The sequence below is a fragment of the uncultured Umboniibacter sp. genome, from assembly GCF_947497555.1.
Lineage (GTDB): Bacteria > Pseudomonadota > Gammaproteobacteria > Pseudomonadales > DSM-25080 > Umboniibacter.
In genome coordinates this window covers 63,268-76,391 of the sequence record NZ_CANMGY010000012.1, presented here as the reverse complement: position 1 = coordinate 76,391, position 13,124 = coordinate 63,268, and the positions used below count along the sequence as shown (strand labels likewise).

Annotated in this window: 13 protein-coding genes; 7 read left to right on the top strand and 6 right to left on the bottom strand. The window is 50.2% G+C overall.

What is annotated here, in order from left to right:
- Window positions 1-243 precede the first annotated feature (243 nt).
- A complete protein-coding gene (locus Q0698_RS12190; RefSeq protein ID WP_298636945.1) occupies window positions 244-756 on the top strand; it encodes a phosphatase PAP2 family protein in 513 nt (170 codons plus the stop codon).
- Entirely contained in the window at window positions 746-1,093 is a 348-nt protein-coding gene (locus Q0698_RS12185; RefSeq protein WP_298636944.1) for a c-type cytochrome, read from the top strand. The genes Q0698_RS12190 and Q0698_RS12185 overlap by 11 nt, the downstream gene beginning before the upstream one ends.
- Here Q0698_RS12185 and Q0698_RS12180 read toward each other — a convergent pair.
- Window positions 1,090-3,306 carry an ATP-dependent helicase gene (locus tag Q0698_RS12180; protein WP_298636943.1) on the bottom strand — a complete coding sequence of 739 codons (2,217 nt, stop codon included), beginning with the start codon at window positions 3,304-3,306 and terminating at the stop codon, window positions 1,090-1,092. The genes Q0698_RS12185 and Q0698_RS12180 overlap by 4 nt on opposite strands.
- A 151-nt stretch (window positions 3,307-3,457) precedes the next feature.
- Between Q0698_RS12180 and queC the strand changes: the two genes are divergently transcribed.
- The gene (gene queC / locus Q0698_RS12175; RefSeq protein WP_298636942.1) at window positions 3,458-4,117 is read left to right on the top strand and encodes a 7-cyano-7-deazaguanine synthase QueC; all 660 of its coding nucleotides are present in this window, start codon (window positions 3,458-3,460) and stop codon (window positions 4,115-4,117) included.
- Window positions 4,117-4,770 (top strand): 7-carboxy-7-deazaguanine synthase, encoded by a 654-nt coding sequence (queE, locus tag Q0698_RS12170; protein ID WP_298636941.1) that lies wholly within the window; start codon window positions 4,117-4,119, stop codon window positions 4,768-4,770. The genes queC and queE overlap by 1 nt, the downstream gene beginning before the upstream one ends.
- A gap of 87 nt (window positions 4,771-4,857) precedes the next feature.
- On the opposite strand, the gene Q0698_RS12165 is transcribed toward queE, so the two are convergent.
- A complete protein-coding gene (locus tag Q0698_RS12165; RefSeq protein ID WP_298636939.1) occupies window positions 4,858-6,252 on the bottom strand; it encodes an HlyD family efflux transporter periplasmic adaptor subunit in 1,395 nt (464 codons plus the stop codon).
- Window positions 6,249-9,386 carry an efflux RND transporter permease subunit gene (locus tag Q0698_RS12160; RefSeq protein WP_298636937.1) on the bottom strand — a complete coding sequence of 1,046 codons (3,138 nt, stop codon included), beginning with the start codon at window positions 9,384-9,386 and terminating at the stop codon, window positions 6,249-6,251. The genes Q0698_RS12165 and Q0698_RS12160 overlap by 4 nt, the downstream gene beginning before the upstream one ends.
- Before the next feature lie 148 nt (window positions 9,387-9,534).
- Here Q0698_RS12160 and Q0698_RS12155 point away from each other — a divergent pair, with 148 nt between their 5' ends.
- Entirely contained in the window at window positions 9,535-10,836 is a 1,302-nt protein-coding gene (locus Q0698_RS12155) for a UPF0149 family protein (protein WP_298636935.1), read from the top strand.
- Here Q0698_RS12155 and Q0698_RS12150 read toward each other — a convergent pair.
- The 3 genes from Q0698_RS12150 to Q0698_RS12140 are packed head-to-tail and all read right to left on the bottom strand — an operon-like array spanning window position 10,810 to window position 11,583.
- A complete protein-coding gene (locus Q0698_RS12150; protein WP_298636934.1) occupies window positions 10,810-11,088 on the bottom strand; it encodes a hypothetical protein in 279 nt (92 codons plus the stop codon). The two genes, Q0698_RS12155 and Q0698_RS12150, sit on opposite strands and share 27 nt — an antisense overlap.
- A 9-nt stretch (window positions 11,089-11,097) precedes the next feature.
- Window positions 11,098-11,379 (bottom strand): hypothetical protein, encoded by a 282-nt coding sequence (locus Q0698_RS12145; RefSeq protein WP_298636933.1) that lies wholly within the window; start codon window positions 11,377-11,379, stop codon window positions 11,098-11,100.
- Window positions 11,380-11,385: 6 nt separating this feature from the next.
- Window positions 11,386-11,583: a hypothetical protein gene (locus tag Q0698_RS12140; protein ID WP_298636932.1), complete on the bottom strand. Its 198-nt coding sequence runs from the start codon at window positions 11,581-11,583 to the stop codon at window positions 11,386-11,388.
- Window positions 11,584-11,666: 83 nt separating this feature from the next.
- On the opposite strand from Q0698_RS12140, the gene Q0698_RS12135 reads away from it, so the two are divergent.
- Both Q0698_RS12135 and Q0698_RS12130 read left to right on the top strand, forming a co-directional pair.
- Window positions 11,667-11,954, top strand: coding sequence for a peptidylprolyl isomerase (locus Q0698_RS12135; RefSeq protein ID WP_298636930.1), 288 nt, complete (start codon window positions 11,667-11,669; stop codon window positions 11,952-11,954).
- 172 nt (window positions 11,955-12,126) lie between these two features.
- Entirely contained in the window at window positions 12,127-13,107 is a 981-nt protein-coding gene (locus Q0698_RS12130) for a rhodanese-related sulfurtransferase (RefSeq protein WP_298636929.1), read from the top strand.
- Window positions 13,108-13,124: the final 17 nt, after the last annotated feature.

Below are 13,124 nucleotides of genomic sequence, written 5' to 3'. Positions count from 1 at the left end.
GAAGTGAAACGTTTCATCGCCGATGGTAGTGTGGGGTTTCCCCATGTGAGAGTAGGTCACCGCCAGGCACTTAATACCATGAAGAAGGCTCAACCGTTAGGTTGGGCCTTTTTTATTGCCTGAAAGAATCTCCCAAAGACCAAGCTCACGTCTAAAGCGCATCAATGACAGTGTGCTTGAGCTCGCACCTCGTAGCCCGTAAACTAATACGCATTGTCTCTAATCATGTATTAGGAAGTTTCCATGCGCATTATCATACTATTTCTCTTGCTGTCCGTATCTGCTCCAAGCTTCGCGAATGACGATGTTGCTGATTTCCTACAGGTAGCGCTGCCTGCGACGGCGGCTGGTATTACCGTGATGACAGATGACTACGAGGGTCTAGAGCAGTTTGCCTATGCGCTCGGTTCAACCGTTGCGACCACCTACGCGCTCAAGTCATTGGTTAGTTCAGAACGACCAAACGGAGAGGACGATGATTCATTCCCGAGTGGTCACGCCTCGGTAACCTTCAGCGCAGCTTCATTTATCGATCGTCGATATGGACACGAATGGGGCATCCCTGCGTACGTGCTAGCCAGTTATACGGCTTATTCTCGGTATGATAATGATCACCATAATGTTGAGGATGTGCTAGTTGGTGCTTTGATTGGCTATGGCTTTTCGCATCTTTTCGTAGACGAATATTCTGACGTTCAAGTGGGTGCTGTGGTGTCAGAGAGCTATAGCGGCCTATCCGTTTCCTATGCGTTTTAAAATTGTCCTAATTGGCCTCGTATTAGGGCTGTTCGTAGGTTGTGATAGCAGTCAGGTAGAGTCTGCCATTGCAGCGCCGCGGACAACCGAGGCGCTCTATTATCAGAGCTGTGCTAGTTGCCATGAAACAGGTCGAGCAGGAGCTCCTAAACGGGCCAAGCTAGTTGATTGGCAGCAGCGGACGGCTAAAGATGAACAGGAGCTACTTGCTTCCGTTATTAACGGTTTTCGCGGTATGCCGGCAAGGGGGATGTGCTCGGACTGTTCTGACGAAGAGCTCTTTCAGTTAGTCAAGTTCCTGATGCCAGTGGAGCCAACTGCCGAAGTTGCCAACTAGCTTAACCTTTCAATAAGTGCTGTGGCTGCCTTTTTAGAAAAGGTTCGTTCACGCTCATTACGAAAACGAATGGTGATATACACTCTATCCTCGTGGACAATTTCGCCATAGCCGTAATGGTTATGAATTACGGCCGTAAGAGCTTTAACGCCTGTGCCAGGAGATCCCTTGGGCTGCTCCTTGGTCTCCTCTATCTTCGGAAGAACAATGTCTTGATGTGTGGCGAAGGCATGCCAAGCAGCAAACTGCGACTTACGAAGTGTTAGGCTCTTGACCTTCCCTGATACCACATCGCGCCAACGATTGGCCTCCGCTAAACCGAGTTCTGCCTCGAAACGGCTTGGAAGCTTCTCGCTCGCGTCCTTTGGTACCAACAAACTGCAACTGAGTTTTGCTCGAGTGATCGCTACATAGGCAAGTCGTCGCTCCGACTCCTCGGCTGCGGCTGATAAACTGTTACCATGTTGATATGGAAAGTGTTCATCATCAAAATTACTGACAATCACATGGTCCCATTCAAGGCCCTTCGCGCGGTGAATGGTAGTGAGACTTATCTGATTAGTTTGAACACCCTGTGCTCGTTGCTGTTGTAAGTCATGAATAGCCTGCAGCGCCTCAGCCGCTGGATAGCGATGCTGGCCAAGGTAATCCGTAAAAGCTTGAAGGATGGCGACACTTTCATCGCCACGCTGTTTGGAGGTCGCGGACTCCTTGAGCGCCTCAAGATACCCGCGGCCTACGAAGAAACGGTTGATGAGTGATTTGGCGTTTGTGTTTGGGCGTTCTAGGTCGGCAATCAGTGCAGCGAAGCTATGTAACTGTTTCTTTTCCCAGCCGTTAAGGCTGTTTGCTAAGGCGCGTATTTGTAGCGAAAAATCACCTTGGCTATTCGCCAGCTGATTCGCAACTCCGTCAATGATGTTTTGTTTAATCTTTAGATGCGGTGTTGTCATGAGTTGACGCCAAAACCTACTGTCATTGCGAACGGTAGCGGCGGCGGTTCTCTGATTGACCTCTAAAAGACCAGTAATGATCTGTAATTCACGGCGTGTTAGTACCGAGTTTCCGCCATGCAGCGAGAAATCAATACCACGCTGCATCAGTGCTAATTCGATGGGCGCCGCGTTTGACCAGAGCCGACAAAGTACGGCAATGGTTTGTGGCTGAGCAGCAGATCGGCTGTTACTTAGTAATTGCTCAATATGGGTTAGTGCAGCCGCGCAGTCGCTAACGCAGGGAATAGGGTTAATCTGGGTAATGGTATCTTTGCTAACAGGGATGCTAAAATGTTCATGTCGATCGCGGTTGTGCGCAATCAGTTGATTGGCTGCTAGTGCCAGTGGATAGCCGTAACGAAACGTCGTGGTTAGCGGTAATTGCTGGCTGTTTGGGAACGTGCTATCAAAATGCCTGAGCATAAAGCTTGGGTTGGAACCGCGAAATTCGTAGATAGTCTGGTCTGGGTCACCTACCGCAATAACCTGTGCGCGGTTTCCAGCGATGATTTCTACCAGCCGCTGTTGAATTGCATTGATATCTTGGTACTCATCAACAAGCACCAGATCCATATGGTTAGCAAAGTGGTCAATCCAGTGCTGTTCGCTATCGATGATATTCACGCTGTCATACAACATGTCAGAGAAACCAATCAGCTTAGCGTCTTGTCTTACTTCTTCGTAACGATGATGTGCTTGAAGAAGGCTGCGCCACTTTTCGCTGAGTGCCGCTTTCTCGAAGGCCACATCGATATTGTCGAAGCCACTCTTATAGTGCTCCTGAAGTTGCCAAAAAGCCTCAAGGGCTTCGCTAGGCTCATTTTGAATATCTCGCTGTTGATCGGGATGGACGCTCTCTAGGATGGCTTTGAGCGCCATTCGGTCACTGATATAACTTGGCATGGGGTTCCAGTTGCGAGCGTCGCAGGCCCCCATGCTTGCCAATCGCTTGTACATTCGCAGTGCTAGCGAGTGAAAGGTGCGCACTTCTGGAAGTATTTGATTGGGTAGACGTTGTGCAAGTCGTGACTCAAAGTCGACCTGGGCACTTTTGTTGAACATGACGACCAAAATTCGCTTAGGATCCATCCCTGAGTTCAGGCGCTCGGCAACCATTTCAACAAACGTCGTTGTTTTCCCAGAGCCTGCTACCGCAATAACCCGTGCTGGGCCACTACGAAAGGCAACGATATCGGATTGTTCGGGCGTAAGCGGCATGGAGAGTCTACAGTTAAAACGGATGCCTAGTGTAGCGCTTGTGCGTCATCTAATCACCTAGCTATCGAGGCGATGTTGGTGGTTTTTTTTGAGTAATTAATAGGCAAGTAGTATCATCGCCGCCCATCGGAATTTGTGAAGTGTGAGTAACATGAAAGTAGTGGTAATTTATTCAGGGGGCATGGACTCCTTTACGGTATTACACCGAGCGCTTAACGCTGGTCATGAGGTATTGGCGGTGTCATTTAATTATGGCCAAAGGCACAGTAAAGAGCTGGACTATGCGCGAAGGGTTTGTGCGGAAGCGAGTGTTGTACACGATGTAGTTGATATCACAGCCATGCAGTCGCTGATGTCGAACTCATCGTTAATGGCAAACAGCGTCGACGACATTCCCGAAGGTCATTACGCCGCTGAAAATATGAAGTCTACGGTAGTACCCAACCGAAATATGATTCTGATTTCGTTGGCAATAGGTTATGCAGTCAACGAGGGCGCATCTGAAGTCTGGTATGGCGCGCATTCCGGCGATCACACCATTTATCCAGATTGTCGCCCTGAGTTTGTTGAGGCGATGCAGGATGTTTCTTTACTTGCCAATTTCGACCCAGTTAAAGTGGTCGCCCCTTACCTCTACGATGACAAAATAGTGATTCTCAAAGATGGTTTGGAAATGGGCTTGGACTATGCCAAAACCTGGACTTGCTATAACGGCCGTGAAAAGGCCTGCGGAAAGTGTGGCTCTTGCGTAGAGCGGCTTGAAGCGTTCACCCTAAATAATGCGCAAGATCCTCTGGAGTACGAAGCTTAATGTACACCGTTAAGGAAATGTTCTACACCCTACAAGGCGAGGGTTCGCATACCGGTAGAGCTGCAGTATTCCTGCGCTTTACTGGATGCAATCTATGGTCTGGCCTCGAAAAGCATCGCGCAGCGGCAATTTGTAACTTCTGCGATACGGATTTTATTGGTACCGATGGGTTGAATGGCGGTAAGTTTAAAACCGCAGCGGAACTCGCCGACGCGGTCGCTAAACTCTTTCCGACAGAACAGAATCGTTTCGTGGTGTGCACCGGCGGTGAACCGCTGTTACAACTGGATAACGAACTTCTACGTGCGCTGCGAGAACGCCAGTTCGAGGTGGCGGTAGAGTCGAATGGAACCCTGCAGCCACCCAGTGATGGTGTTGATTGGTTATGTATTAGTCCGAAAGGCACTGCTGAGGTAGTGGTCCAGAGTTGTGATGAATTGAAGCTCGTATTTCCTCAACCTGATGCCATGCCCGAGCGATTCGCTCATATTAAGGCGGGACTCCGCTATCTAACTCCGATGGCGGATCCTCATGCTGCGAGTGACGATGTTATCTACCGTGATACTAAGACTCAGCAGACCATCCAGTATTGCTTGGATAACCCTCAGTGGCAGCTTAACTTACAGTCACATAAAGTGATCAATATTGCCTAACGGGTTGAGCTTTTCGGCGATGGGTGAACGTATTCACAACCAAAAAAAGGCCGCCCGAAGGCGGCCAAGAGCCCAAGTAAATCTTCTTTAACCTTCAGTCACGATAGCGGCGGTAATCGCAACGTCTGCCGCGGTGTCTGCGTTAGCTTCCGCGGTAGCAACCTCTGCACCAATAATGGCGACTTTAGTTCCGGAGGAGGCGCGGCTCAGTGAAGAAGTAATAATTGGAGCGCCCTGCGGCAGTTCATTGGCACTGATAAGAATTTGCATGTTACCCTCGTCATCTTCGCGTGAACCAACACGATCGATCTGTACCGCCTTCAGTACGTCATCTTCCACGGTGTAGATAATCTGATCGCCGTAGACGCTCTGGACAGGCACTGCCAAGAGGTTGTCTTGGGTAGGAAGTGTGACGCGTACTTCAAGTGCACGACCCAGGGCAACTTTACTATTCTCAGGTAGCGCCAACAGTAAATCCGTTCCTGCACGGCCGCTGCGAACCTCGGCGCCCACTTCTAGGAAGCTCATTTCTATCCAATTACCGCCTAACAACGCTTCTGCTTTCACATACTTCGCGTCGGTTAGCGCTCCAGCAATCTGCTGGGCGGTATCGGCGGGAAGTGATACCCGGACTTGATGATTGTCTTCGTCGAATAGCGTGATAACCGGCTGACCAGTGGCAACACGGCGACCAATCGCTGCGTTTACTTGAGTCACTTTGCCGCCAAAGGGCGCGATAATCGCCAATCTTTCAAGATTTAGCTCGGCTTGCTCTAAGTTTGCGGCAGCATTTTCAACACCGGCAACCGCTGAGACCATGGCGGCCTCTTGAGTGCTAATCACCAATTCCTGCTGGTTCAGAGTGATTTCCTGTTGCAGGCGTTGTTGTTTGAGGTCTTCAAGGGCAGAAAGCGACATTTGTCCATTGCCATACAAGGTTTCATAGCGTTGCTCTTTGCGGCGAGTGATCTCGTAGAGCTCCTTTTGCGCATTGAAGTTACGACGATCCGCAATTTGTTGGGAGTTCAATCTAGCAAGTGAGCTCTGGGCCTCATTAAGCGTGGCCTCGGCACGACGCACGAGCAGTCGGGCATCGCGAGGATCGAGCTGAACTAACAGCTCGCCAGCCTCTACCGATTGGCCTTCGCGAACAAAGACCTCTTGGACGTAGGCCAAGGTTGAAGCTTCAATGGTGGTCGTGTTTGGATTTTCAACACGGCCGTACACGGTGACTTCCGGGGCGAGCGGAGCGTGTTCCGCTGACATTGCGGATACCGGAATGGCCTGAATTTCGGCCTCGCCTTCGCCCTGAGCACCACCGGTGGCGGCGAGGGTGAACATGATAACGAGGAAGCCAACAATTAGGCTGACAACTTTGCCCCACATTGGCATGCCGCGAAAATTCTGGCCTACTGAAGAGCGACTAAGACGGTTGCCGAAAGGCGCCAATTGACGCAGCGGCTTTAGATTTAGGAATTTCATACTTGAGCTCCTTCGCGATCGAGACGTTTGATCTCGGCAACGCGGTTACGATAAATAGTCCAATTAGTTTGAATTGTGTCCAACGCGGACAGCATTGCTGGGATCACCAGCAGAATGAGTACGGTGCCGTACAACATACCGAAGCAGATAACGGTCGCCAGTGGAATGAAGGCTTCGCCCATGAGTGAGGTTTCCATCATCATTGGCACTAGGCCTAGGCCTGTAGTGAGTGAGGTCAGGATTACTGGACGTAGGCGGTTACGCACGGCTTCAACCAGCGCATCGTCCGCACAGAGGCCCGCCTCACGATGTTCCTTGTAGGAAGTCACCAGGATGATGGAGTCGTTCACAATTACCCCCGTTAGGGTAAAGATGCCTAGGAACGCCATTGGAGTGATGTTAAAGCCCATGACGAACAAGCCGAAGAATGCACCGGTTAGGCCAAAGGGAATCGCTGCCATGATAGCAAGTGGCCAGCTGGCAGACTGAAGGATCCAGGCCAAGATAATGAAGATCAAAATCAGCGTGATTAAGAAACCAATCTGCATCTCCTGAAGTAAACGAGTCTGTGAACCGGCCCAGAATCCCTTGCCGCTCTGAATGCCATACTTCTGTGCAATCTCCTGCAGAGGACCCGCTTCTAGCTCATTAATGACCGCATCAGACGTAGTAATAGACTTGTCTGGGTAGGCACGAATGGAAACGGTCTGCACACCATCAACGTGGTTAATTCGATCAATACCACGGCGACTTGAAATGCTGGCAACGGTAGCAAGTGGCAGAATCTCGCCATTAGCCGCCACAATAGGTAGCTTCGAAAGGCTGCTTAGGCGACGACGTTCATCACGTGGCAAGCTAACTCGAACTTCGAGCTCGTTGTCACCTTCGGTGAAGAGCTGAACACGGTAACCTTCAAAGGCGGCGCGAACCTGTGAGCCAACCTGCGACGCGGTGAGACCAATTGCTCGGCCTTCAGGCGTTAAGCTAAAGACCCATTGATCACGGCCATAGGGGAGGTCATCGTGGATGTTGTTAACACCCGGGATGGTAGCCATCACGGCTGAAATCTCATCCGCAGCTTGCTTAAGGGTAGCGGTATCGCCGCCACTGAAGGTCACCTCAATCTCCGGCCAAGGCTGATCACCTTGCTCAATTTGTAATTGCTCTACATAAGCCACTGGGGGAATGCTCTCCTGCCAGTGCTTTAGGAATTCAGCTAGGGTAACCTCACGTGTTTCCGGAGACGTTAACTCTACTTGGAAGTTCGCGAATGATGGGCCACGCTGATAGTCATTACCAATTTGAGCGCCGTTTAGTTCGCTCCAGCCGGCTACGATATTATTGCCGCCAAAGTGTTGGTTGGTTGCGTCCATTTTCTCTTCGAGCAAAGCGAGGTAAGCCATACGTTGATCGTTATTGGCATCCGGCGTGAACTGAATATTCGCTTCGGCAAACTCGAAGTTAATATTCATATTAAGATCGAACTTCACGTGGTTGAAGGCAACCAGTCCAGCGGCGCAGATAAAGGCAAAGAAGGCGCCCAGAATGGCAATACGACGCTGACGTAATACCGACTTAATGGTTGGGATGATCCAATTCTCACGGAAGGCAGTGAAGCGCTTATCGAAGGCATCACGAAATGGATGAGTTTTAGTATCCTTTTCCATTTTCCTGAAGGAATGCTTTAAGTGACCAGGCATGATTAGGAAACACTCGATGAGTGACACAATAATCACACACAGCATCAAGATAGGAATCTCAACAATTTGATCGCTATCCACCACGATTAGCGGAATAAATGCAGCTAGGGTAGTCAAACTTGACGCGGTGATAGGCCCAAGCATGCGGCGCGCGCCAGTAATAGCTGCCTCCTCAGGGGACTTACCCTGTTCAAATTGATAGAGCGAGTGTTCGCCCACCACAATGGCATCATCCACCACGATCCCCAGGGCCATAACTAGGCCAATCATGGAGAGCATGTTGATCGATCCGCCTACGCTATGGAACAGCAATAGCGCGCCCGCAAATGATACTGGAATACCTACCGCCACCCAGAAGGCAACACGAAGGTTGAGGAATAGGAATAACATGGCGAGTACTAAGATTAGCCCTGAGACGCCATTCCAAAATACCAGTGACAAGGTGTCCTTGGCGAATTTCCACGCCTCGAGGAATACTTGAACCTCAATGCCCTGTGCGTTGAGACGGCTTTCGTTACCTTCACGCCATTGCTTTAAAATATCCGCGGCGTTAAAGGTGTCCATGCTGTCACCACGACGGAGACGAATCTCAATGGCAGGTTTACCGTCGATGAGTTTGAGGCGTTGATTGTCAACCTGACGACGTTCTACCGAAGCAATGTCCCCTAATTGAACTAGCTGATCGCCTTGGGTAGAAGCGATTGGCATCTGCGCAAAGCCTTCGACCGTGCGCTGCTGATCCATGGAGCGAATCTGACGTTCGCCCTGACCGATGCCAATGGTGCCGGCTGGGATGTCGCTGGAAAGGCTGGCAACACTGCGGGCTATATCGGCCAGCGAGGCGTTCATTTCAACTAGCGTAACGCCGTCAATTTCGATGGCAATTTCTTCCTGCGGCATACCGCGAAGTTCAACCACGTCAATACCTGCACGACGAAGATCCTTTTCAATCTCCTGAGCGTACGGCGCTAATTCTTCGATTGATTCAGGGCCAGTAATGAAGATGGACGCAACGGTTTCGTACCAGCGGTTGATCTGTACCGTAGGTGGTTCGATCTCTGGGGGGAGGCCGCGCACCTGTCCGAGTAGCTGTTTTACCTCATCCACAGCCGCTGACATATCCGTGTTGCGATCGAAGCGAAGGTTGATGTAAGCGACGCCATTGCGAGTCCAAGAGCGAAGATTACTCAACCCTTGAATGCCGCGCATCTGATATTCAATAGGGTTGGTGACGAGAACTTCAACATCTTCAGCCGAAGCACCTGGCCACACCACTCTAATCTCAGCTTGGTTCCAAGATTGATTGGGATTCATTTGGACATGCAGCTTCATTGCACCCCAAACACCGGCGAGCAAGAGAATGACCATTAATAGATTGGCAGCGAGACGATGCTGGGCAAGCGTTGCAATCCATCCTGAGCTATTTGTATTCACGGTTTTTCCGCCTTTTATAAATGTTCTATCACTTATACCGACGAAGCGAGCTAGTGTTTGGATGCAGGAAAATGAAAAAAACTTTCATTCTGGTGAAAAACCGCGATGGAGCAGTTAAACTCCACAGCAATTAAAGAAGGAGTGAACCGTGGCTGAATCAACCTCACTGAAACCTCGCGAATTAGATAAGCTGGTGGCAGCATTAACACCAGATGGATCCTTCGATAGGCATCAACTCCGCGGCTACCTGAGCGCCGTTGTGGTCGCGCCGGTAAAGTGCCCCGTTGAAGCTTGGTTAGGCGTGTTGTTGGCTCAAGTGGAGGTTGAACAGCTGCCTACAATTAGCTCAGCGTTGCTAAGCTATGCGCAGCAACTTGAACAGCAGATTTCCAGTGGCAGTTATCGGCTGCCAACACTCGGTGAGACAGAGTCGCCATTCGAATCCCTCTATAGTGGCGTACGCCAGCCACTACTTCAGTGGTGTGCAGGTTTTCAGGCCGGCGCTACAGACTTCAACGAATACTTTCAGATGCCGAATAACGAGCATGCAGCAGTTATTCAAGAGAGCTTGATGGCGTTGGGCTGCCTCGCTTTTCCGGAGAGCGTTAACTATCTAGCTGAGCAACTTAGGTTGTCGAATGATGACTTTATTACTCATAATCGCTCGCGCATGCCAAAAGCGCTCAAACATCTCCATAGCCTCAAAGCGACCGAGCGCTCAACCCCCATGCCACATGTTGCTCAGGATGAGCGGGTGCCAGCAATGCTAGAAGCCTCGCCAGCGGATCAACGGACGATCGCCCAGGCAATTGTATTGGATAATGCAGACTGTGCGGAAGCTTGGGAGATCTTAGCAAGGTTGAAGTCCGAGAGTGTCACTCAGACGATACAATGTTTAGAGCAAGCGGTGCGAGCTGCGGAGCAGACTCTTGGACGAGAGTATCTTGAATTTTATCGAGGCCAACTTTGGGATCAGGAGCCAGCGAGAGTACTAATCCAAAGCCTGGTAGGTTTGGGTGCTAGCTACAAAAAAGATAAGCAACTAAAAAAAGCCGCCAGTTACTTCGAGAAAGCACTGGTGCTAGATCACTCTGATGTGGTCGCAGCAAGAGCGGCATTGTTGACGATTTACTTCGAACTTGGTCAGTATGATGCGGTAGCGAATATCCTATCGCGTTATGACGAGCAAAATTCCTGGGTAGCTTACAGTCGAGCTCTTCTCAGTTATGTTCGTAACGGGGATTCCGAGGCATCGCGCTTTTTGCGGACGCAGGCCAAATCATTGAATTCTCATGTGCCGGCGTTAATGAGCCAACGTAAGGATGCGCCGTCAAGCCCCAGGCTAGACCATGCAGTGGGTAGCGTCGATGAGGCAGCTTTCTATGTGAGTGACGCACAAAATGCGTGGCGAAAGGTGATTGGCTCAATCGTCTGGCTGGTTGACGGTTGATCGGCGAATCGATGAACCCAGTAACCGTTTGATACGGCGACGCTCCGCCCAAATAATATAGCGCTGGAGGCCAATGATGGTCGCAATCACAAACGCTCCTGCACAGGCCCAGGCAATTTCACTACCGTATTGACCTGTAAATAAAGAGGATTGAGTGGCCCATTTCCAGCTAACGGCAATAGCGATACCCAGCGCAGGCAAGGAAAGCCAAAAGAGTATTTTGAGAAGGTATTTAACTGATGCTTTGTGCATGGAAGTCCGCTAGCGGCTGTAACGCTTTAAAGGCCTTCCCGAATCTTCAAAGATTTCGATGAGATAGTCAAACTCATGTCGCGCAAGCAGCTCGGTAAGTTGCTCGAAGGCTAGAAGCTCCTCGGTTCCGTATGCTCTCCCCATTGTCAGGGAATCATCTTCGAACTCAAAGGTCCAGCTGAGGAGAGCGAAATGTATGCATCCACTCTGGATGCGATGCGGTAATTCCTTTAGCAGCGCGTCAGAATTGCCCGGGAATAAGGTGAGGAACGCGTTTCGCTCAGCAGTCACCGCTAATTAGGCTCGGAAAAACGAGAGTAGGCTTTCTAAAATAGTCTGTGCACTTGAGGCAAGCATGACACTGAATTCGCTCTGTTGAACCACGCATACCAGCTGCGTGTCAATTGCGCTAAGATCGAGATTCAAGTATTGGCTTGCAGTGGCTAGGCCAGCAACCAAAGTTGTTGTCAAAAGAACAAAGTGGTCTTCTTTCATGGGGGCTCCTCCTGAGAAGTTCGAATATAGGGGAGGCTGCCCTGCGGGTAAAGGTGTCTGCGGAAATTACTAGGAGATAAGAGATGGCAAAATCACAGCGAGCGGCGGCCCGACATATCTTAGTGAAGACTGAGAAACAGGCCTTAGATCTAAAGCGGCGACTAGGGCAGGGTCAGGATTTTGGCGTGTTAGCTAAACGCTTTTCAACCTGTCCATCTAAGAAAGCCGGTGGCGACCTCGGTGAGTTTGGTCGCGGTGATATGGTTAAGGCCTTCGATGACGTGGTATTTAAGCAGCCCGCTAATCAGGTTCACGGCCCAGTTAAAACCAAATTTGGCTTTCATCTTATTGAAACCATCTACCGAGACTAACAGAGTAGGCGATAGTCGCTTCAAGCGACGCCACGCCGACAGTCTGGCTTGCTAATTAACGTGCTGCGCAAGATAAGGGGGATAAGCTATCGCTGTTGATAGCAAAGTTACCTATAATTGCGCCTTTCACTCACCATTGCACCGGATTTGCGATTCGGTTAGCGAGGTTAATATGTCAGCTATTGTAGTATGTGCACTCTATCGCTTTACGCGATTAGAGGATTTTCAAACCCTTCAGCAACCGCTCTTAGATGTGCTCAACCAGCACGATATTCGCGGAACCTTGCTGCTCGCCCGCGAAGGTATAAATGGTACCGTCGCCGGTTCGCAGGCATCAATTGATGCGCTCTTAGCCTGGTTTGATCAGGATGAGCGTTTAGCGAATATCGATCACAAACTCTCCTTCGACGACGAACAGCCGTTCTACCGCACTAAGGTTAAACTCAAGAAAGAGATTGTGACCATGGGTGTTGAGGGAATCGACCCGAAGCGAGTTGTGGGCACCTATGTTAAGCCTAAGGATTGGAATGAACTGATTAATCAGCCGGACGTTGTGCTGGTTGATACACGTAACGACTACGAAGTGCAGATTGGCACGTTTAAAGGCGCACTCAACCCCAACACTGAGACCTTTCGCGAGTTTCCTGAATACGTGGCTAAGAACCTCGATCCAGCGGAGAATAAGCGCGTGGCGATGTTCTGTACGGGTGGAATTCGCTGTGAAAAATCCACCGCCTATCTCAAAGAGCAGGGCTTCGAAGAGGTTTACCACTTAGAAGGCGGCATTCTAAAGTATCTTGAAGAAGTCCCCGCTGAAGAGTCTACTTGGGAAGGTGAGTGCTTTGTTTTCGATAACCGCGTGGCCGTTGATCACTCTCTAGAGAAAGGGAGTTACGATCTGTGTCATGGCTGTCGTATGCCAATTACGGAAGACGACAAGCTTGACGCTAAGTATGAGCAGGGTGTCTCGTGCCATCATTGCTATGATGAATTAACTGACGATCAGCGTGAACGATTCCGTCAGCGAGAGCTACAACTGCAACTGGCTAAAAAGCGTGGTTTAAATCACCTTGGTGACGGTGCCAAGCTGTCAATTGAACAGCAGCGCGAGAAAAAACGTCTGGCTAGAGAAGCACAACGCACTAAGTCATAATGACCGAGAGGGGGCGT